Genomic DNA, 18,761 nt, shown 5'->3' with positions numbered 1-18,761 from the left:
TTGGTTCAAGGTTAAGATGTGGACGGAATGGGTAAAGTGTAGTAAAGTACTATTAATCGGGAGCTTAGATGTCCCTTCAACATCTTATATAGAAGGGAAGGTTGGCAAATGGAAATTGAAAGAATAAACGAGCATACAGTAAAATTTTATATGTCTTATGGAGATATTGAAGATCGCGGTTTTGACAGAGAAGAAATTTGGTATAACCGTGAGCGCAGTGAAGAACTGTTCTGGGAAGTTATGGATGAAGTTCATGAGGAAGAGGAATTCGCTGTTGAAGGCCCTCTTTGGATTCAAGTTCAGGCAATGGACAAAGGATTAGAAATTATCGTCACCAAAGCCCAGCTTTCCAAAGACGGACAAAAGCTCGAACTGCCGATTCCTGAGGATAAAAAGCAAGAACCAGCATCTGAGGATCTTGACGCCTTGCTGGATGATTTCCAAAAAGAAGAGCAAGAAGTCAATCAGGAAGAGAAGGAACAAAAGCTACAATTTGTCTTGCGGTTTGATGACTTCGAAGATGTAATTTCTCTATCTAAATTAAACGTTAACGGAAGTAAAACGACTTTATATTCGTTTGAGAACCGATATTATTTATATGTGGATTTTTACAATTTGACTGATGAAGAGGTTGAAAATCAGCTAAGCATCCTGTTGGAGTATGCGTCTGAATCCTCAATCAGCATACACCGACTTGAAGAATACGGCAAGCTGGTTGTGTCAGAGCAGGCTCTTGAAACGATAAAAAAACACTTTGCATCATAGCAGACCGATTTCTTGCCGGAAATCGGTTTTTTTCTATTTCAAAACAACATATTGAAGCTGGAAAATCAAAAACATACATATAGGCAAAACATCAGCAAACAGGAGTTCATCGGTCATTTCCAGAAAGAGTGATGAATCTGGAAAGGAGAGATGACAATTGTTTAGTGCTGTGACAGAAGACGGTCAAGTTTTTCACCTCATAGGCAGGCAGAGCAGAGAAAAATTAAAGCAGACCAGGTTTTTTTGCCCGGTGTGTGCAGAGGAGCTCGATGTGAAGCTAGGGTCTCAGAAAGCGCCGCATTTTGCCCATAAACAGAACAAGTCCTGCACGATAGACATAGAACCTGAGAGCGCCTATCACTTAGAAGGAAAACGGCAGCTATATGTATGGCTGAAAACGCAAAAGACTTCACCGCTCTTAGAGCCGTATGTGAAAGAGATTAAACAAAGGCCCGACATCTTGGCGAAAGTTAAGGGAAATACGCTTGCTGTTGAATACCAATGCGCGACTCTCCCTCCTGATGTCTTTCAAAAAAGAACAGCCGGTTTCAAACAAGCAGGAATGATACCGCGGTGGATTCTTGGGGGCAACCGCTTAAAACGGACATCTTCATCCTTTTACCAGCTGTCCGCTTTCCATTGGCAGTTTATCAATACCAGTCAGAACAGCAATCTGTTATGTTACTGCCCCAAAACACATTCTTTCCTGAGGCTCAGCCACATCATCCCGTTTTACACAACCCATTTTTACTGCTCCGTCCAAACGATTCCAGTCCGTCAGGCAGCGGCAGAAGATCTCTTTTTCACTGAATCGGATTCATCGTTTAAGCACACAGATTGGACAGGAGCCATTCTCCGTTTTCGCCGCAAAACTCATCGGTTTCTCTCTAAAGATATAAATCGGCTTAGGCTTTTGTTTTATGAAAAACGGCAAACGCCTCTCTCTTTTCTTCCGACAGAGGTGTTTGTTCCTGTACAGAAAGGAGCCGTTTTCAAGAGTCCCGTTTTTGTATGGCAGGGTTATCTTTATCTGTTTATTACGGATCTTGGGTATAAACATGCGCCCATTCGCTTTTCAGCCATTTTGCAGCACTGCAAACTACACATTCATAAAAAGAACATTCTACTCAGAGGAGAATACAGCGATCAGGGTCTCAGTGAGGCTGTTAAACAGTACATTGAATTTTTGTGCAAGAAGGGATTTTTAAGAGAGACTCAGAAAGAAGTATATGTGCTGAATCAGCCCGCAAAGCGCAGCCAATCATTACAGGATCTCATTGAAAAAGACAGAAGCTGTTTTATCGAATGAGTTTTCCTGATTTGGCTCACCCTAAGACAAAGGTGGTGGGCTGGTTGTGAGAAGCACAAAAGGAAAGGTTTTTCGTGTTTTTACTGCTTTTTTGGCATTCGTTCTCTTCATAACTGCATATGATTTGACAAATGGCAGTGAAAAACCGGAAGATATTCACAACACAAGTTTATTGAGAAACAACCGTTTTTTCAATTGGCTTGAATTAAAGAAAACGAGGGGGATCACCATGGCTGAGGAAAAAAAAGCAAATCAACTGCCTGACCGAAGTGAGGTAAAGGTAGAGGACACATGGAGACTTGAGGATATTTTTCCTAGTGATGAGGCCTGGAATAAAGAATTTCAAGCTGTTAAAGAATTAATACCGGATTTATCTAAGTATAAAGGCAAGCTGGCTGATTCAGCCGATCATTTATACGAAGCCCTTACTTACCAGGATAAGGTGATGGAGCGTTTGGGCAAACTTTACACATACGCGCATATGCGCTCAGACCAAGATACAGGGAACTCCTTTTATCAGGGACTTAATGATAAGGCTGGAAATCTGTATACACAGGCCGCAAGCGCAACAGCTTATCTTGTTCCGGAAATTTTATCCATAGAAGAAGACAAACTGCAGCAGTTTATTCTTGAAAAAGAAGAGCTGAAGCTTTACTCTCATGCCATTGAGGAAATCACAAAGGAACGACCGCACGTGCTGAGCGAGAAGGAAGAAGCGCTGCTGGCTGAAGCTTCTGAGGTGCTGTCATCGTCGTCAAATACGTTCAGCGTGTTAAATAATGCCGATATTACATTCCCATCTATTAAAGATGAAGAGGGAAATGAAAAACAGATCACTCACGGCAATTTTATTAATTTCTTAGAAAGTGAAAACCGTGAAGTCCGCAAAAATGCGTTTGACGCTGTATATAAAACATACGGCCAATATAAAAATACAATGGCGACTACCTTGAGCGGGACTGTGAAAAAAGACAACTTCTACGCAAGAATGAAAAAATACAAGTCAGCACGTGAAGCTGCGCTTTCTAACAACAGTATTCCTGAAGAGGTATACGACAATCTCATCAAAACGATTAACAAGCATCTTCCGCTGCTGCATCGTTATATTGCACTGAGAAAGAAAGTGCTTGAGCTGGATGAAGTGCATATCTATGATCTGTATACACCGCTTGTGAAGGATGCGGGAATGAAGGTTACGTACGAGCAAGCTAAGGATTATATGCTGAAGGGGCTTGCACCTTTAGGAGAGGAATATCGCTCTATCTTAAAAGAGGGGCTTGAAAACCGCTGGGTTGATGTTTATGAGAATAAAGGGAAACGCAACGGCGCTTATTCTTCAGGAACATACGGCACAAATCCGTATATTTTAATGAACTGGCATGATAACGTCAATAATCTCTTTACGCTAGTGCATGAGTTCGGCCACTCTGTTCACAGCTATTATACGAGAAAACACCAGCCATATCCTTACGGCAATTACAGCATCTTTGTCGCGGAAGTTGCTTCTACGACAAACGAAGCACTGCTTGGTGAATATTTGCTGAACAATTTAGAGGATGAAAAACAGCGTTTATATATTCTCAACCACATGCTTGAGGGCTTTAGAGGAACCGTCTTCAGACAAACGATGTTTGCGGAATTTGAACATCTTATCCATATAAAAGCACAAGAAGGGGAGCCGCTGACACCTGAGCTTCTGACCAATGTATATTATGATCTGAATAAAAAGTATTTCGGAAACGACATGGTGATTGATAAAGAAATCGGACTCGAATGGTCACGGATTCCGCATTTCTATTACAACTACTATGTGTATCAGTATGCGACAGGGTACAGTGCTGCACAGGCGTTAAGCAGCCAAATTTTGAAGGAAGGCAAGCCTGCGGTTGACCGTTATATTGACTTCCTGAAAGCGGGCAGCTCACAATATCCGATCGACATCCTGAAAAAAGCCGGCGTTGATATGACGTCACCAGAACCGATTGAAGCTGCGTGCAAAATGTTTGAGGAAAAGCTTGATGAAATGGAAGAACTGCTGCTGAAAGTAAAGCAGTCTTAATAAAAAATGGCCTGTGCATAAATGATGCACAGGCTTTTTAAAATCCTTTAAAGGTTTTCCGATGATTCAGACGGTACAAGGTAAACAGAATAGACAGAAACAGCAGAGGGGACGTAATGTAAAGAGGCAGCATATGCATCATAGCTAATAAATTTAAACAGAAAAAAACAACAATGCATACAATTGAGATCACATTAAACAGCATGGCGATCCTCCTCGTCCTTGTTCCTTACAAGCATATGAATGAAACCTGTCAGTTATGTTTTGTGACAAAAATATGAACATTAAACTTAATGGTTGTCAACAGTCGACAACTTTTGATATGATAAGGATGTGAAATTGATCACAAACAAACATTACCCCTTTGTTTGACCGTGAAAAATTTCTCCCATCCCCTTTGTTGTCGTTAAGACATATGAAACCGCGCTTATCCCGGCGCGGTTTCTTTAGTGCTTTGTGCAGAACGTATGTTTGATTTTTGTGCAAAAAAATAGCCTCAAGCATATACATGCCTGCGGCTATTTTTCACATGATTGGTATTCATCAGAACTGCTGGTGAGGGACTGCCAAAACATTCCGTGCTTGGCCTCTACTTTGGCAACTTTTTTAGCAAACGCCAATTTTTTCATTTCCTTTTCTACCTCTTCAAGACTCAAATCATATACAAGAGCGATTTCCTTAGAGGCAACGAAACGGAAATATTCAATAAAACATTCCAGAGGCGGTGTTTCCGAGGGCTTAGGCTCGTCGCCAAGCATCTCAAATAAGATTTCTTCGTACACATGGTATGAATAGCTGCCGGGGACTTTAAGTCCTTCGTCGTCATGCTGCGTATTAAAGAACGTCAGCGTCGGAGTGGCTGTAACATCCATCTCAGCCGCGATTTTCATGTCGCATTGAAGCGCCTTGACCGCGCTTTGGGAATGGAGGTCTTTTTGAAATTCCTCTAGATCCAGGCTTGTTTTTGACGCTATTTCCAAAAGCACGTTTTCATCCGTAATGTTCTTCTTCGAAACGAACAGACTCTCCTGCATATTCCGAAGAAATTGCATACCGGCTCTTCTTCCTTGAAGTTCTGCTGCCTTAAATGCGAGAGCAGCCATATATGGAGAAGAGAGCGGCTGATCTTGCTCAAACCATACGCTGCCGTCACAAGGCATACCGGAGCGGCTTGCGATCTTTTCCCAGGCTTCTGCCAGAAGATGCTTTTTACGTTTCTTATTTAACGCTGTAAGGCTTGCGGAAGCTATGATGCGTAAGGTAAAAAAACGTCCGTATCTGATTTTCATTTTTTTTATGACAGGTTCTAAGGACCAGCATTCGGGACATAAAGGGTCAACAAACATGTAGATTTCCAGCGGTTTTTTTGGATGGCCGTGGCAATGGGCGAAGTATTGCTCATGCTGATAGTTTGTCAATATGATCGATCCTCCGCTTCTGTTTGATTCACCATATGCCTTGCTGTCAACTCCAGCCGGCCAAACAAAAACTCACGAATGTCGCCCTCTAGTCCTACATGGTCCATTGCGTCTTTCATACAGCTGAGCCACGCATCGGCCCTCTCGTTTGTAATCGGAAAGGGAAGATGCCTTGCCCTGAGCATGGGATGGCCGTGTTCCTCGGTATAAAGGGGAGGCCCGCCTAAATACTGTGTCAAAAATTGCTTCTGTTTTCTGGCCGTTTCTGTTAAATCGCTCGGAAATATGGGCTTAAGCAAAGGATGAGACGCGACACGCTCATAAAAAGTATCAACAAGTTGCGATAGAAGTTCTTCTCCAATCGCTTCATAAGGTGCGTTAAACGATTGTCCCATGTTGACTACTCCTTTAAATATGGCTAATAGGAATCATAATTCCTATTGCAAAAAGTTATTTTCTGTATTTATTTCAATTCATCTATGAATTATTTTAGCAACAAGGCATCATTTCTACAAACAAACTGCCTTTTAAGCGCTTTTTATGCGCTTGAAGACAGGGTTCGGCTGAGCGCCGGGTTTGTATTTCATATCATATCACATACAAATCATGAATGTGTAAGATTTCACTCCGCAAAAAAACCGGAGGGCAAGTGCCGCTCCGGTTACGCGTAATAGGTTGCTGTTATTTTTTTTACATAGTTTTGAGTTTCTCTGAAAGGCGGAATGCCTCCATATCGATCAACGTTTCCCGGGCCGGCGTTATAAGCTGCTAACGCCATGGATACATTGCCATCGTATTTATCCAGCATTTGTTTTAAATATTTCGTTCCGCCCTCAACGTTTTGCTGCGGATTAAGCGGACTGGAAACGCCAAGTGAGGTTGCTGTTGACGGCATCAGCTGCATTAAACCCATTGCGCCTGCACCGCTGACGGCTTTTGCATTAAAGCCGGATTCCTGTTTGATGACAGCGCGGATTAGTTTTTCATCGACTCCGTATTTGTCAGCGGCTTTTTTTATAGCGCTGTCGATTGAGAAGTCACCCGAGCTGATGTTTTTATCCTCTTGTTTGTTTGAGGAGGCATCAACAGCAGCTGTTTCAGTGCTTTCACTCGCTTTTGTAAATTGGCCGACATTGTCGTTTGAATAGGAGTTAAGCCCGTAAGCTGAAAGCAGTGACGGCGATGTCCCGTAAGCGCTGTTCAGCTGGCTGATCGGGCTTGAAGATGCTGTTGACACAGGTGTTTGCTGGGACAGTCCATTTGTATATTGGCTGAGCAAGGAGCTGAAGTTTGACAGCGGGCTCTCAGCGCTCTTACTGCCCGTGCTGCTTGCATTTGATATAGACTGTAATGCCTGAAGCTGAAGGAGAGCCGCCCAATTCGTTACGTTCACTATGTCATTCCACCTTATATAGACTTTCGTTTTTCTTCATAAAAACGCTGAATTTTATTTTTGGTTTCTCGCAGAGGAATACTGAATTGCTGAAGCAGCTTTTCAAAGGCCAATTTGCCTTCATTCCAGTCAGCCGCCTCAAATTCAATTTCATAATCCTCTTTATTTAAATATCGGCTGTGATCTAAAACTATTAAACCTTTTTCTGTTTCTTTTTCTGCGCGATTTGTTGCTAAAGATCCAAAATAATGAATGGCGTCTGTATCGATGTGAAGCTTCTTCAGCTGGTCCTTGACAGGGCCTTTCGGAATCGTGAAACGTGTAAAGTCGGATACGCCGGAAAGCTTCTGGTGGGTTTCCAGAAGTCCAACTTCAGCCGGTTCTTTTAATGTCAGCACATATTCGTCATTTTTCTTACGGATTCGAAGCGCCGCCTGTTTCTGTTTCAGTGCGAAGCAGTTTGTATCAAAATAGTGATTCTCTTGATTTGTAAATTCTTTTTCTGCCAAATCCAGTGCCGCAGCTATGTTTTCAAATTCATGTTTTGTAAGCAGATTTTTAAATTCAATTTCAATTTCTTGGCTCATGATGGTCTTCCTTTCAGCTCTGTAAATCTCATTTTTACTATTATCTCTTTAGATGTTAGGTTTATCAATATCAAGCTTGATATGATAAAATGAATCTGTACTTTGTTTATAAAGGAGAGCATTATGCAAAACAGAATCGAAATTTTAAATGCAACACTATCGGATGATGAGCTTCGCCTAACCTGTGAGACAGAAGGAAACGAAGCAGAACGCAAGCCGTCAGGTCAAATGCTAGTTGATTCTGACAACATTGCTTTTGTATACATACTTGAATTAGCTGATTCTTTTGAATATGTCATGATAAAGGAACATATATGGCCTGAACTAAAGCAGGCTCATGATCAAAGAAAACCGATCGTTTTAGAGGCAGGGAATGAAAGCATTGAGCTGTCAGGCCTGCATGAGGAGCTGGAGTATCTTTTAGAAAATATTAAAGATAATGCGAACTACGGAGAAGAAATGGAAGAAACAGTGAAACGCGTTTTTCTATAGAAACTGGTGCTGAATTGGGGGATGTATGATGGATGACAAGCAATGGGAGCGTTTTTTAGTGCCGTACCGCCAGGCTGTTGAAGAATTAAAAGTGAAGCTCAAGGGGATCCGCACGCTTTATGAATATGAGGATGACCATTCACCGATTGAGTTTGTGACAGGACGCGTCAAGCCTGTGGCGAGTATACTCGAAAAAGCCAGACGGAAAAGCATACCATTACATAAAATTGAAACCATGCAGGATATCGCAGGCCTTAGGATCATGTGCCAATTTGTCGATGACATCCAATTTGTAAAGGAAATGCTGTTTGCCCGAAAAGATTTCACCGTTGTGGATCAGAGAGATTATATTGCAGAACATAAAGAGAGCGGGTATCGGTCATATCATCTTGTCGTGATGTATCCTTTGCAGACGATATCCGGAGAGAAACATGTTCTTGTTGAAATACAGATCCGTACGCTGGCGATGAATTTTTGGGCGACCATTGAGCATTCATTAAATTATAAATACAGCGGAAACATTCCTGAAAAAGTAAAACTGAGGCTTCAGCGCGCTTCTGAAGCAGCTTCACGGCTTGATGAAGAGATGTCGGAGATCAAGGGTGAAATACAGGAAGCTCAAGCTGCCTTTTCTAGAAAGAAAAAAGGAAGCGAGCATCAATAGGTAAAGGGGAAGAAAAAGCATGAAATTTGCCGTATCGTCAAAAGGAGACAATGTTTCTGATACGCTGAAAAGCAAAATACAGGCGTATTTATTGGATTTTGACATGGAACTGGATGAAAATGAACCGGAAATCGTCATTTCAGTCGGGGGCGACGGGACGCTTTTATACGCTTTTCACAGATACAGCGACAGATTAGATAAAACAGCTTTTGTCGGCGTTCACACGGGTCATCTTGGGTTTTATGCGGACTGGGTTCCTCATGAAATTGAAAAACTCGTGCTCGCAATTGCAAAAACACCGTATCACACTGTGGAATATCCGCTCCTTGAAGTAATAGTAACCTATCATGAAAATGAGCGGGAAGAAAGATATTTGGCGTTAAATGAATGTACGATTAAAAGTATAGAAGGAAGCCTTGTGGCGGATGTGGAAATCAAAGGGCAGCTTTTTGAAACGTTCCGTGGCGACGGCCTTTGCCTGTCCACGCCTTCCGGGAGCACAGCCTACAATAAAGCGCTGGGCGGAGCAATTATCCACCCATCCATCAGAGCGATTCAGCTGGCGGAAATGGCATCTATCAATAACCGCGTATTCCGGACGGTCGGATCACCGCTCCTTCTCCCTTCCCATCATGATTGCATGATTAAACCGAGAAACGAAGTTGACTTTCAAGTAACAATTGACCATTTAACCCTGCTTCATAAGGATGTAAAGTCCATCCGATGTCAGGTGGCATCCGAAAATGTAAGATTTGCAAGATTCCGTCCGTTTCCGTTTTGGAAAAGAGTCCAGGATTCATTTATCGGAAAAGGTGAGTAGAAAGAGGACGTATCGTGAAGCAATTTATTCTTGAAAAGAAGATCACTACCGCTGAAGACGGAATGACCTTAAAGGAATATACGGTCGATCTGGGAATTTCGAAGCGTCTACTGACCGACATCAAATTTGGCGGAGGAGATCTTCTCATTAACGGTGAACATGTGACTGTTAAATACGTATTGAAAGAAGGAGACTTTCTTGTTGTAAAGTTTCCTGAGGAACAGGTGAGCGAGACGCTTTTGGCCGAGCCTGTTCCGCTCGATATTATGTATGAGGATGAACACGTGCTTGTGATAAACAAACAGCCGTATGTGTCATCTATTCCGTCGCGAGAGCACCCGGCGGGAAGCATCGCGAATGGCATCATCCATCACTACCAAAAAAACGGAGTACGGGCCACGGTTCATCTTGTCACCCGGCTAGACCGGGATACGTCAGGTGTCATGCTTGTTGCCAAGCACCGCTTTGCCCACTCCATTTTATCGTCGGCGCAAAAAAACGGCCTTGTGAAACGCAGATATGTTGCGATTGTGCATGGACGTATGGCAGAGACAGAGGGAAAGGTAGACGCCCCGATTGGCAGACATCCTGACAGTATCATTGAACGGATAGTGACACCGGGCGGTCAGAAGGCTATAACTCACTTTCGTGTCACACGTCTTACGGATGACTTAACCACGGTGGCATTGCAGCTTGAGACAGGGCGGACCCATCAAATTCGCGTTCATATGAGCTATCTCGGCCACCCGCTGTGCGGCGATACGTTGTACGGCGGAACGAGACAGAAGATTGACAGGCAGGCGCTGCACAGTGAGCAGCTGTCGTTTATCCACCCGCTGACGCAGGAAAAAATGACGTTTCATGCGGCTCTGCCGCACGATATGTTAGGAATTATGTAAAGGAGAGAATCATTAAAACGATTCTCTCCTTTTTTATATGGGGCGAAATCTAGTTTCGTCATAAGGCATAGAGCTTGGAACGGAGACGGTCTCCAGTTCGGGAAAACGGAAGGCCGTCAGTTGATTTCCAAACACACAGCCTGTATCAATGTTAATGGTGCGATTTTTTATGCGGGGCTCTTTAACAGGTGTGTGTCCGTATACAACCCAGGCTGTCCCGTTATAAGCAGCGGCCCAATCCCGCCTGACGGGTCTGCCGTCCGGATACGTTTCACCCGTCACATCGCCGTAAAGCACAAAGTCCTTTACTCTCCTCGTGTTTTTGCCGATATCGTCAGCCTTTATGCCAGCATGGGCGACAACCAATTCTCCATTATGTAAGATGTCGTAAAGCGGCGCAGTTTCATAAAGCCTCATAAATTGTTCGCTGACTTTTCTTCTTTCTTCTTCAGAAAGTGCTTTAAGCTCTGCCGCGGTTGTTTCAAGACCGTGCATCACTTTAACTGGATTTCCTTTTAAGTAGCGGTACAGCTTGTTGCAATGATTTCCCGGGACATAGCGCACTGCTCCTTGTTCATAAGCTCCGGCTACAAAGCGGATGACTTCAATTGATTTAGGGCCACGGTCTGTCAAATCCCCGGCAAAAACAAGCACCCTGCCTGCATCATGTACAGGCAATCCATTTTTTATTGTGTATCCAAGTTTTTCTATTAGGGCTGTCATTTCATCGTAGCAGCCATGAATATCGCTGATGATATCGTAGTAGGCCATGCAGCATCCTCCTTACTCATGATTTTATTTATTATGAAGCAAATTGCTGTGAGTCATCACCGGCTTTTATGTGCAAATTATAGAAGAATCATTTTCTGAAAAAAATGAGACCTTATTACTTTATTTTTCATCATCACCCTTGTTAAAATCGCGTTATGTTTTTTTAAAAGGAGGTTCAGATTATGGCGCATACATCTGTCGCATCATTAGTTGTCGTACTTATCGTTGCATTTTTGACTCCCATCCTTTTGCATCGGTTTAAACTCAGCATCCCTGTTGTTGTTGCTGAAATTATTATGGGATTGATTATAGGAAAAAGCGGTCTTAATTTAGTTGTGGAGGGTGATACTTGGCTTCAGACACTCTCTATGCTCGGATTTATCTTTTTAATGTTTTTAAGCGGTCTTGAAATTGATTTTTCATCCTTTGAGAAGGGAAAGAAAAAGCAGTTTCTGCAAAACGGCAAGGAAGCACCCAATACATTTGCTACAGCATCCATTATTTTTATCGGTATTTTTATTTTATCATTGCTGCTGTCTTATGGGTTCGTCGTGGCCGGATTTATCCAAAATGCTTTCTTAATGACGCTTATTATTTCTACGATTTCGTTAGGTGTTGTCGTTCCAACCTTAAAGGAAGAACGGATCATGGATTCAAACATCGGGCAGATTATCCTGCTTGTTGCCGTGATTGCTGACTTGGTCACTATGATTCTTCTTGCTGTATTTTCTTCTCTATACGGAGAGGACAGCGGAAACATGTGGCTCTTAATGATCTTGTTTGCAGCGGGAGTAGTGCTCTACTTCTTCGGTCGGATCTTTAAACACCGTTCTTTTGTTCAGTCCATGTCTAAAGGGACGATCCAGATCGGCACCCGTGCTATTTTCACCTTAATTATCGTACTGGTGGCTCTGTCTGAATCACTGGGGGCAGAAAATATACTCGGCGCTTTCTTAGCGGGCGTGCTTGTTTCCCTGCTCTCGCCGAACAAGGAATTGGTTCAGCAGCTCGATTCCTTCGGCTACGGGTTCTTAATACCGATTTTCTTTGTGATGGTCGGCGTAAAATTGGATATTTGGACACTTTTTCAGGACCCGAAAATTTTAGTGATGATTCCGCTGCTGCTTATGGCACTGTTAGTAAGCAAGATTCTTCCTATCCTGTACTTGAAGAAATGGTATGATAACCGCACAATATTGGCGTCTGGTTTCCTGCTGACATCAACGCTTTCTCTTGTGATTGCCGCTGCGACAATCGGCCAGCAGCTTCATGTCATCAGTGCGAATATGTCAGGAGCGCTTACGCTGGTGGCGGTTATTGCAAGCATTTTTACGCCGGTCGGATTTAAAAAGCTGTACAAAAAACAGGAGCAGCCGGAGGAGAAAAAGAAGATCACATTTATCGGCGCTAATCAAATGACACTGCCTGTTACACTTGAATTGCCTGAGAGTGAGTATGAAGTGCGTGTCGTGCACGTTTATCAAGAAAACGCTGAGGAAAAGCTGTCAGACTCAGTATTTTCCGTCGAAACGCTTCCTGATTATGAGCATCAAACCCTTGAATCACTCGGTATATTTGATACAGATATCCTTGTAGTGGCGACAGGGGATGAAGACATGAATACGGAAATCGCATTATACGCCAAAGAAAAGGGGACAGAAAGAGTCATCGCCAGCACCGGATCACCGAAGAACGAAGCGAAATTGAAGGAGCAGGGCATCGGCATCTTTTCCATCTTGCTGTCGACCAAAACACTGCTTCGCGCGCTGATAGAAGCACCTGGCGTCATGAAACTGCTCACGAACCAAGAGTCCTCGCTGTATCAAATTAATATGGAAAACAGCAAATACGACGGCGTGATTCTCCGTGAATTCCCTTTAACAGGCGATGTGATTTTTGTCAGGATTTTCAGAGGTGTGGACAGCATCGTTCCTCACGGCGATACAAGGCTGAAAATCGGAGACCGTTTAATTGTCACCGGATCACGCGGGTATGTAACGGATCTTAAGAAAACATTGGAAGGATAAAATCTTGACCAAATAAGGATTCGTGTTAATATAGAGGTGCAGAACAATTCAATATGTATTCGTAAAACCACTAGGGGTGTCCTTTATAAGGGCTGAGATAAAAGTGTGACTTTTAGACCCTCATAACTTGAACAGGTTCAGACCTGCGTAGGGAAGTGGAGCGGTATTTGTGTTATATAACTATGCCAATTCCAAACCACTTTTCCTTGCGGGAAAGTGGTTTTTTTATTATCAGACAGGGGGAATGACGTGTGAAGTTTTCAGAAGAATGCCGCAGTGCAGCCGCAGAATGGTGGGAGGGGAGTTTTGTCCATCCGTTCGTTACGGGAATAGGTGACGGAACTCTTCCGATTGACCGTTTTAAATACTACGTGCTTCAGGATTCTTATTATTTAACGCATTTTGCGAAGGTGCAATCGTTCGGCGCCGCTTATGCGAAGGACCTTTACACAACGGGACGCATGGCCAGCCATGCTCAAGGTACATATGAAGCGGAAATGGCGCTTCATCGCGAGTTTACAGAGCTTTTGGAAATTAGTGAGGAAGAACAGAAGGCATTTAAGCCATCTCCTACCGCTTACTCTTATACATCTCATATGTACCGTTCGGTCTTGAGCGGGAATTTTGCAGAAATCTTGGCAGCTCTTCTCCCGTGCTATTGGCTTTATTATGAGGTTGGTGAGAAATTGCTGACATGTGATCCGGGGCATCCGATCTATCAGAAGTGGATTGGTACCTACGGCGGTGACTGGTTCAGACAGCAGGTGGAAGAACAAATTAACCGTTTGGATGAGCTGGCGGAAAACAGCACCGAGGAAGTGCGTGCCAAGATGAAAGAGAATTTTGTTATTTCCAGCTATTATGAATATCAGTTCTGGGGAATGGCTTATCGAAAAGAAGGCTGGTCAGACAGCAGCGTAAAAGAGGTGGAAGGACTTGGAGCTGCACGCCATAACTGATGACCGCAAGCCGGTTGAAGATCTAGTGAGATCCATTATAGCCATTCAGGATGAGGTTGATTACATCCATATTCGCGAACGGTCTAAATCGGCGGCTGACATTTTGAAACTGCTGGAGCTTATTTCTGAAGGCGGTGTTGATAAGCAAAAGCTGGTGATGAATGGCCGGGTTGATATTGCACTTTTTTCAAATATTCATCGTGTTCAGCTGCCGAGCTGCAGCTTTTCACCGAAACAAGTAAGAGCCAGATTTCCTCACCTGCACATTGGGCGATCAGTGCATTCACTGGAGGAAGCGCTTCAGGCAGAAAAGGATGATGCTGATTATGTTTTGTTCGGCCATGTGTTTGAAACGGATTGCAAACAAGGCCTTAAGGGCAGAGGCGTGTCTTTGCTTTCAGAAATCAAACAGAGGATCTCGATTCCGGTTATTTCAATTGGAGGGATGACACCTGCCAAATTAAGAGAAATGAAGCAAGCAGGTTCAGACGGTATTGCTGTCATGTCCGGAATTTTTTCTTCCGATGATCCTTTGGAAGCTGCCAGACGATATTCCCGCAAGCTAAAGGAGATTCAGTATGAAAAGGCATTATGATGCAGTTGTCATTGGAGGCGGAATTATTGGTTCCGCGATCGCTTATCAGTTGGCAAAAGAAAAGAAAAACACCGCATTGCTTGAAAGCGGAACAATCGGCGGCAGAACAACAAGCGCCGCGGCAGGGATGCTTGGCGCCCATGCCGAGTGCGAGGAACGGGATGCGTTTTTTGATTTCGCCATGAACAGTCAGCGTATGTACCGAGGTCTTGGAGAGGAGCTATTTGCATTATCCGGTATCGATATTAGAAGGCATGATGGCGGTATGTTTAAGCTTGCATTCTCCGAAGAAGACGTGTCACGCCTCAGACGGATGGACGATTTGGATTCTGTCAGCTGGCATACAAAAGAAGAAGTGCTGGAAAAAGAGCCGTATACGGCCAGTGAGATTTACGGGGCGAGCTTTATTCAGGATGATGTTCATGTTGAGCCTTATTTTGTATGCAAGGCATACGCTAAATCGGCTAAAGCGCTTGGTGCGGATATTTTTGAGCATGCTCCTGTTCTCGATGTGACACGTGGCGGTGAATCCATTTTGGTCAAAACAGCGTCCGGTGACATGCATGCGGATTATGTCGTGGTTGCCAGCGGGGTCTGGAGCGGGATGTTTTTTAAGCAGCTCGGGCTGAATCAGTCATTTTTTCCTGTAAAAGGAGAGTGCCTGTCTGTTTGGAATGATGACATTCCGCTGACAAAAACACTTTATCATGATCATTGCTATATCGTACCGAGAAAAAGCGGCAGACTGGTTGTCGGCGCGACGATGAAGCCTGGTGACTGGAGCGAGAAGGCTGATCTTGGCGGACTTCAGTCGGTTATGGAAAAAGCGAAAACGATGCTGCCGGCGATTCAGAATATGAAGGTTGATCGTTTTTGGGCGGGACTGCGTCCGGGGACAAAGGACGGAAAGCCATACATTGGCAAGCACCCTCAGGACAGCCGCATTTTATTTGCGGCGGGCCATTTCAGAAACGGGATTCTGCTTGCTCCTGCAACGGGTGCTTTAATTGGTGATCTCATTATGAATAAAGAGGTCAAGGCGGACTGGCTGCACGCCTTTCGAATTGATCGCAAGGAGGCGGTTCAGATATGATGCTTCAGCTGAACGGTAAACAAGTTGAATGGGATAGAGACACAGGTACGATTCAGGATCTGCTTGCGTCTTATCAGCTTGAACATAAAATCGTTGTCGTTGAAAGAAATAAAGAAATTATCGGCAAAGAACAATATCACGAGGTAGAGCTGTGTGATCGTGATGTCATCGAAATTGTCCATTTTGTAGGAGGCGGATGAGAATGTTAACAATTGGCGGGAAACAATTTCAATCAAGGCTGCTGTTGGGCACGGGAAAATATCCATCGTTTGATATTCAAAAGGAAGCGGTGGCTGTTTCAGAGTCTGATATTTTAACATTTGCTGTACGGAGAATGAATATCTTTGAAGCGTCTCAGCCTAATTTTCTGGAACAGCTTGATTTATCCAAATATACGCTTCTGCCAAATACAGCTGGCGCCAGTACGGCGGAAGAAGCAGTTCGAATTGCACGGCTCGCGAAAGCATCCGGGCTTTGTGACATGATTAAAGTCGAAGTCATCGGGTGCAGCCGTTCCTTGCTGCCCGATCCTGTGGAAACGTTAAAAGCGTCTGAACAGCTTCTTGAAGAGGGATTTATTGTGCTGCCGTACACCTCGGATGATGTGGTGCTGGCGAGAAAGCTTGAAGAGCTTGGTGTTCATGCTATTATGCCGGGGGCTTCTCCGATTGGATCGGGCCAGGGGATTTTAAATCCTCTGAATCTGTCATTTATCATTGAACAGGCCAAAGTGCCGGTCATCGTGGATGCCGGAATCGGATCGCCAAAAGATGCGGCATATGCAATGGAGCTTGGAGCGGACGGCGTACTGCTAAATACGGCCGTATCAGGTGCGAACGATCCGGTGAAAATGGCGCGCGCCATGAAGCTCGCAGTAGAAGCAGGGCGTCTATCTTATGAAGCAGGCCGCATTCCAGTCAAGTCATATGGAACGGCAAGCAGTCCGGGAGAAGGTCTTCCTGTATGACGGGCAGGTACTCCAGACAGGAGCTGTTTGCTCCAATCGGCTCCGAAGGCCAGAAGAAACTGAGAGAGGCGCGCGTTGTGATCATCGGCGCCGGCGCACTGGGAACGGCCAGCGCAGAGATGCTGGTGAGAGCGGGAGTCGGATCGGTGAAAATCGCCGATAGAGATTACGTCGAATGGAGCAATCTGCAGCGCCAGCAGCTTTACACAGAAAATGATGTCAGAAAGGAAATGCCGAAAGCAGCGGCTGCTGAGCAGCGCCTTCGTTCCATTAACAGTGATGTGGATGTGACCGGACTTGTCATGGATGTCACAGCAGAAAACGTATCCGAACTGATTCGCGGCGCATCAATCATTGTAGATGCCGCCGATAATTTTGAAACCCGGCTTATTGTTAACGATGCTGCAGTGAAAGAAGGCATTCCGTTTCTTTACGGCGCTTGTGTGGGTAGCTACGGCCTTACGTTTACTGTATTGCCGGGGGTAACCCCCTGCCTTCATTGTTTACTCGATACCCTTCCGATTGGCGGTGCGACATGCGACACAGCCGGCATTATCAGCCCGGCTGTTCTGCAGGTTGCTGTCCTTCAGGTGACAGACGCTCTGAAACTGCTGACGGGAGAGGAATGCGAGCCCGTGCTGCGCTCCTTTGACCTGTGGAAAAATGAGCGGTCAGAAGTAAGAGCAGCGGGACTTAAAGATGACTCGTGTCCAAGCTGCGGCACAAAGGATTTTCCGTTTTTATCATACGAAAACCAAACGAAAGCAGCAGTATTGTGCGGCAGAAACACGGTGCAAATCAGATCCTCTTTCACAAAAGAAGCAGATCTTGACGTGATGGCGGGGCAGCTGAGGCAGGCGGGGCTGGAAGTAGCAGCGAATCCGTATTTAATTTCCTGCCGCTCGGATGACATGAAAATGGTGCTGTTTCGGGACGGCAGAGCATTGATCCATGGAACAAATGATATTGCCAGGGCAAAATCCATCTATCATAAATGGATCGGGTAATAAAAGGAGTGTAGTTTGATGAGTATATATAAAGCCTTGACGATCGCTGGGTCTGACTCAGGCGGAGGCGCGGGGATACAGGCAGATATTAAAACCTTTCAGGAGCTTGGTGTATTCGGAATGTCTGCCATCACGGCGGTAACTGCACAGAATACACTTGGCGTTCACGGCGTGTATCCGCTGACTGCAGAGGCACTGAGAGAGCAAATTGATGCTGTGGCGGAGGATTTGAGACCGGACGCCGTAAAAACAGGAATGCTTTGGAATGCAGAAATGATTGAAGAAGTGGCAAGGAAAATTGATCAATACGAATTAACCCGGGTGATCGTTGATCCGGTTATGATCGCGAAGGGCGGGGCGTCCTTGCTGCGCGATGAATCAATCGCTACGCTGAAGGAGCTGCTGATCCCACGAAGCTATGCGATCACGCCGAATGTGCCGGAAGCAGAAGCGCTGACGGGTATGGTGATCCGTTCGCTTGATGACCGGAAGAAAGCTGCGGAACAGCTAGTGAAGATGGGTGCGCAGCATGTGATTATCAAAGGCGGGCACCAGCCTGAGGACAATCACATTACTGACCTTCTTTTTGATGGAAACATGTTTATGCAAATCAGCCATCCTTATATCGATACGAAGCATACGCATGGCACTGGCTGCACCTTTGCTGCGGCTTTAACAGCCCAAACCGCTAAAGGAGACAGCATCCATCAGGCATTCGAGGTTGCTGCCAACTTTGTCCGCGAAGCCGTAGAAAATACGCTCGGCATCGGATCGGGCCACGGGCCGACAAATCATTTCGCTTTTAAACGAAACAGCATAAAAATAAACTGATGAGACCACCTGCTTATGGTGGTCTCTTTCATGTTTGACTTTGGTATGCGCTTTTCATCTGGACAAGGTTATGATATGATAGGTATTAAGATCAGGTACTAATAC

Annotated in this window: 21 protein-coding genes, 1 pseudogene and 1 riboswitch; of the genes and pseudogenes, 16 read left to right on the top strand and 6 right to left on the bottom strand. The window is 44.7% G+C overall.

The genetic code is table 11. The features are described 5' to 3' along the window. The first annotated feature begins 16 nt into the window (after window positions 1–16). The 4 genes from NST16_RS11915 to pepF all read left to right on the top strand — a co-directional run bounded on the left by NST16_RS11915 (window position 17) and on the right by pepF (window position 4,133). Window positions 17–127, top strand: a complete 111-nt coding sequence (locus tag NST16_RS11915) for a hypothetical protein (protein ID WP_128568472.1) — start codon at window positions 17–19, stop codon at window positions 125–127. After that, on the top strand, window positions 109–765 hold the full coding sequence (gene mecA, locus NST16_RS11910) for an adaptor protein MecA (protein WP_229147846.1): 657 nt from the start codon (window positions 109–111) through the stop codon (window positions 763–765). Before NST16_RS11915 ends, mecA begins: the two co-directional genes overlap by 19 nt. A gap of 157 nt (window positions 766–922) precedes the next feature. Continuing rightward, the gene (locus NST16_RS11905) at window positions 923–2,074 is read left to right on the top strand and encodes a competence protein CoiA family protein (protein WP_340886832.1); all 1,152 of its coding nucleotides are present in this window, start codon (window positions 923–925) and stop codon (window positions 2,072–2,074) included. Window positions 2,075–2,303: 229 nt separating this feature from the next. Further along, the gene (pepF, locus tag NST16_RS11900) at window positions 2,304–4,133 is read left to right on the top strand and encodes an oligoendopeptidase F (RefSeq protein WP_010333752.1); all 1,830 of its coding nucleotides are present in this window, start codon (window positions 2,304–2,306) and stop codon (window positions 4,131–4,133) included. A 37-nt stretch (window positions 4,134–4,170) separates the two neighbouring features. Here pepF and NST16_RS11895 read toward each other — a convergent pair whose 3' ends face one another. The 5 genes from NST16_RS11895 to NST16_RS11875 form a co-directional block, all read right to left on the bottom strand. Next, window positions 4,171–4,338 carry a hypothetical protein gene (locus NST16_RS11895; RefSeq protein ID WP_010333753.1) on the bottom strand — a complete coding sequence of 56 codons (168 nt, stop codon included), beginning with the start codon at window positions 4,336–4,338 and terminating at the stop codon, window positions 4,171–4,173. A gap of 313 nt (window positions 4,339–4,651) precedes the next feature. Continuing rightward, a complete protein-coding gene (gene spxH / locus NST16_RS11890) occupies window positions 4,652–5,551 on the bottom strand; it encodes a protease adaptor protein SpxH (protein ID WP_010333755.1) in 900 nt (299 codons plus the stop codon). Beyond that, window positions 5,548–5,946, bottom strand: coding sequence for a globin domain-containing protein (locus NST16_RS11885; RefSeq protein ID WP_010333756.1), 399 nt, complete (start codon window positions 5,944–5,946; stop codon window positions 5,548–5,550). The genes spxH and NST16_RS11885 overlap by 4 nt, the downstream gene beginning before the upstream one ends. Window positions 5,947–6,212: 266 nt before the next feature. Further along, window positions 6,213–6,944 carry a lytic transglycosylase domain-containing protein gene (locus NST16_RS11880; protein WP_340886822.1) on the bottom strand — a complete coding sequence of 244 codons (732 nt, stop codon included), beginning with the start codon at window positions 6,942–6,944 and terminating at the stop codon, window positions 6,213–6,215. Window positions 6,945–6,958: 14 nt separating this feature from the next. Then, on the bottom strand, window positions 6,959–7,531 hold the full coding sequence (locus NST16_RS11875; protein WP_168747424.1) for a CYTH domain-containing protein: 573 nt from the start codon (window positions 7,529–7,531) through the stop codon (window positions 6,959–6,961). A gap of 123 nt (window positions 7,532–7,654) precedes the next feature. On the opposite strand from NST16_RS11875, the gene NST16_RS11870 reads away from it, so the two are divergent. The 4 genes and pseudogenes from NST16_RS11870 to NST16_RS11855 all read left to right on the top strand — a co-directional run bounded on the left by NST16_RS11870 (window position 7,655) and on the right by NST16_RS11855 (window position 10,422). After that, on the top strand, window positions 7,655–8,023 hold the full coding sequence (locus NST16_RS11870; protein WP_168747425.1) for a UPF0738 family protein: 369 nt from the start codon (window positions 7,655–7,657) through the stop codon (window positions 8,021–8,023). A 28-nt stretch (window positions 8,024–8,051) separates the two neighbouring features. Continuing rightward, window positions 8,052–8,687, top strand: a complete 636-nt coding sequence (yjbM, locus tag NST16_RS11865) for a GTP diphosphokinase (protein ID WP_340888351.1) — start codon at window positions 8,052–8,054, stop codon at window positions 8,685–8,687. A gap of 19 nt (window positions 8,688–8,706) precedes the next feature. Further along, window positions 8,707–9,507 carry an NAD kinase gene (locus tag NST16_RS11860; protein ID WP_010333761.1) on the top strand — a complete coding sequence of 267 codons (801 nt, stop codon included), beginning with the start codon at window positions 8,707–8,709 and terminating at the stop codon, window positions 9,505–9,507. Window positions 9,508–9,569: 62 nt separating this feature from the next. Beyond that, a pseudogene (locus tag NST16_RS11855) lies at window positions 9,570–10,422 on the top strand (RluA family pseudouridine synthase). A gap of 17 nt (window positions 10,423–10,439) precedes the next feature. On the opposite strand, the gene prpE reads toward NST16_RS11855, so the two are convergent. Next, window positions 10,440–11,177, bottom strand: a complete 738-nt coding sequence (gene prpE, locus NST16_RS11850) for a bis(5'-nucleosyl)-tetraphosphatase PrpE (protein WP_340886813.1) — start codon at window positions 11,175–11,177, stop codon at window positions 10,440–10,442. A 182-nt stretch (window positions 11,178–11,359) separates the two neighbouring features. On the opposite strand from prpE, the gene NST16_RS11845 reads away from it, so the two are divergent. The 8 genes from NST16_RS11845 (at window position 11,360) to thiD (ending at window position 18,656) form a co-directional block, all read left to right on the top strand. Continuing rightward, window positions 11,360–13,204, top strand: coding sequence for a monovalent cation:proton antiporter family protein (locus NST16_RS11845; RefSeq protein ID WP_286058717.1), 1,845 nt, complete (start codon window positions 11,360–11,362; stop codon window positions 13,202–13,204). 62 nt (window positions 13,205–13,266) lie between these two features. Then, window positions 13,267–13,375: riboswitch (TPP riboswitch) on the top strand. Between the two features lie 80 nt (window positions 13,376–13,455). Beyond that, window positions 13,456–14,163, top strand: a complete 708-nt coding sequence (gene tenA, locus NST16_RS11840) for a thiaminase II (RefSeq protein ID WP_326197241.1) — start codon at window positions 13,456–13,458, stop codon at window positions 14,161–14,163. Beyond that, on the top strand, window positions 14,141–14,758 hold the full coding sequence (gene tenI / locus NST16_RS11835) for a thiazole tautomerase TenI (RefSeq protein WP_168747430.1): 618 nt from the start codon (window positions 14,141–14,143) through the stop codon (window positions 14,756–14,758). Before tenA ends, tenI begins: the two co-directional genes overlap by 23 nt. Next, window positions 14,742–15,851, top strand: coding sequence for a glycine oxidase ThiO (thiO, locus tag NST16_RS11830; protein WP_340886803.1), 1,110 nt, complete (start codon window positions 14,742–14,744; stop codon window positions 15,849–15,851). Before tenI ends, thiO begins: the two co-directional genes overlap by 17 nt. Continuing rightward, window positions 15,851–16,051, top strand: coding sequence for a sulfur carrier protein ThiS (gene thiS, locus NST16_RS11825; RefSeq protein ID WP_081720798.1), 201 nt, complete (start codon window positions 15,851–15,853; stop codon window positions 16,049–16,051). Before thiO ends, thiS begins: the two co-directional genes overlap by 1 nt. Next, the gene (gene thiG, locus NST16_RS11820) at window positions 16,048–16,818 is read left to right on the top strand and encodes a thiazole synthase (protein WP_081720775.1); all 771 of its coding nucleotides are present in this window, start codon (window positions 16,048–16,050) and stop codon (window positions 16,816–16,818) included. The genes thiS and thiG overlap by 4 nt, the downstream gene beginning before the upstream one ends. Further along, window positions 16,815–17,825 (top strand): thiazole biosynthesis adenylyltransferase ThiF, encoded by a 1,011-nt coding sequence (thiF, locus tag NST16_RS11815; protein ID WP_268446783.1) that lies wholly within the window; start codon window positions 16,815–16,817, stop codon window positions 17,823–17,825. Before thiG ends, thiF begins: the two co-directional genes overlap by 4 nt. Window positions 17,826–17,843: 18 nt before the next feature. Further along, on the top strand, window positions 17,844–18,656 hold the full coding sequence (thiD, locus tag NST16_RS11810) for a bifunctional hydroxymethylpyrimidine kinase/phosphomethylpyrimidine kinase (protein WP_010333772.1): 813 nt from the start codon (window positions 17,844–17,846) through the stop codon (window positions 18,654–18,656). Window positions 18,657–18,761: the final 105 nt, after the last annotated feature.

The sequence above is a fragment of the Bacillus sp. FSL K6-1005 genome, from assembly GCF_038000225.1.
Lineage (GTDB): Bacteria > Bacillota > Bacilli > Bacillales > Bacillaceae > Bacillus > Bacillus mojavensis.
This window is presented reverse-complemented; position numbering and strand designations above follow the sequence as displayed.

Coding starts and splice junctions, on each gene's coding strand:
- NST16_RS11875 (WP_168747424.1), bottom strand. CDS start 7,531: ATGAGCCAAGAAATTGAAATTGAATTTAAAAATCTGCTTACAAAACAT.
- mecA (WP_229147846.1), top strand. CDS start 109: ATGGAAATTGAAAGAATAAACGAGCATACAGTAAAATTTTATATGTCT.
- NST16_RS11860 (WP_010333761.1), top strand. CDS start 8,707: ATGAAATTTGCCGTATCGTCAAAAGGAGACAATGTTTCTGATACGCTG.
- NST16_RS11895 (WP_010333753.1), bottom strand. CDS start 4,338: ATGCTGTTTAATGTGATCTCAATTGTATGCATTGTTGTTTTTTTCTGT.
- thiF (WP_268446783.1), top strand. CDS start 16,815: ATGACGGGCAGGTACTCCAGACAGGAGCTGTTTGCTCCAATCGGCTCC.
- NST16_RS11870 (WP_168747425.1), top strand. CDS start 7,655: ATGCAAAACAGAATCGAAATTTTAAATGCAACACTATCGGATGATGAG.
- NST16_RS11915 (WP_128568472.1), top strand. CDS start 17: ATGTGGACGGAATGGGTAAAGTGTAGTAAAGTACTATTAATCGGGAGC.
- prpE (WP_340886813.1), bottom strand. CDS start 11,177: ATGGCCTACTACGATATCATCAGCGATATTCATGGCTGCTACGATGAA.
- thiO (WP_340886803.1), top strand. CDS start 14,742: ATGAAAAGGCATTATGATGCAGTTGTCATTGGAGGCGGAATTATTGGT.
- NST16_RS11845 (WP_286058717.1), top strand. CDS start 11,360: ATGGCGCATACATCTGTCGCATCATTAGTTGTCGTACTTATCGTTGCA.
- pepF (WP_010333752.1), top strand. CDS start 2,304: ATGGCTGAGGAAAAAAAAGCAAATCAACTGCCTGACCGAAGTGAGGTA.
- NST16_RS11885 (WP_010333756.1), bottom strand. CDS start 5,946: ATGGGACAATCGTTTAACGCACCTTATGAAGCGATTGGAGAAGAACTT.
- thiS (WP_081720798.1), top strand. CDS start 15,851: ATGCTTCAGCTGAACGGTAAACAAGTTGAATGGGATAGAGACACAGGT.
- yjbM (WP_340888351.1), top strand. CDS start 8,052: ATGGATGACAAGCAATGGGAGCGTTTTTTAGTGCCGTACCGCCAGGCT.
- thiD (WP_010333772.1), top strand. CDS start 17,844: ATGAGTATATATAAAGCCTTGACGATCGCTGGGTCTGACTCAGGCGGA.
- thiG (WP_081720775.1), top strand. CDS start 16,048: ATGAGAATGTTAACAATTGGCGGGAAACAATTTCAATCAAGGCTGCTG.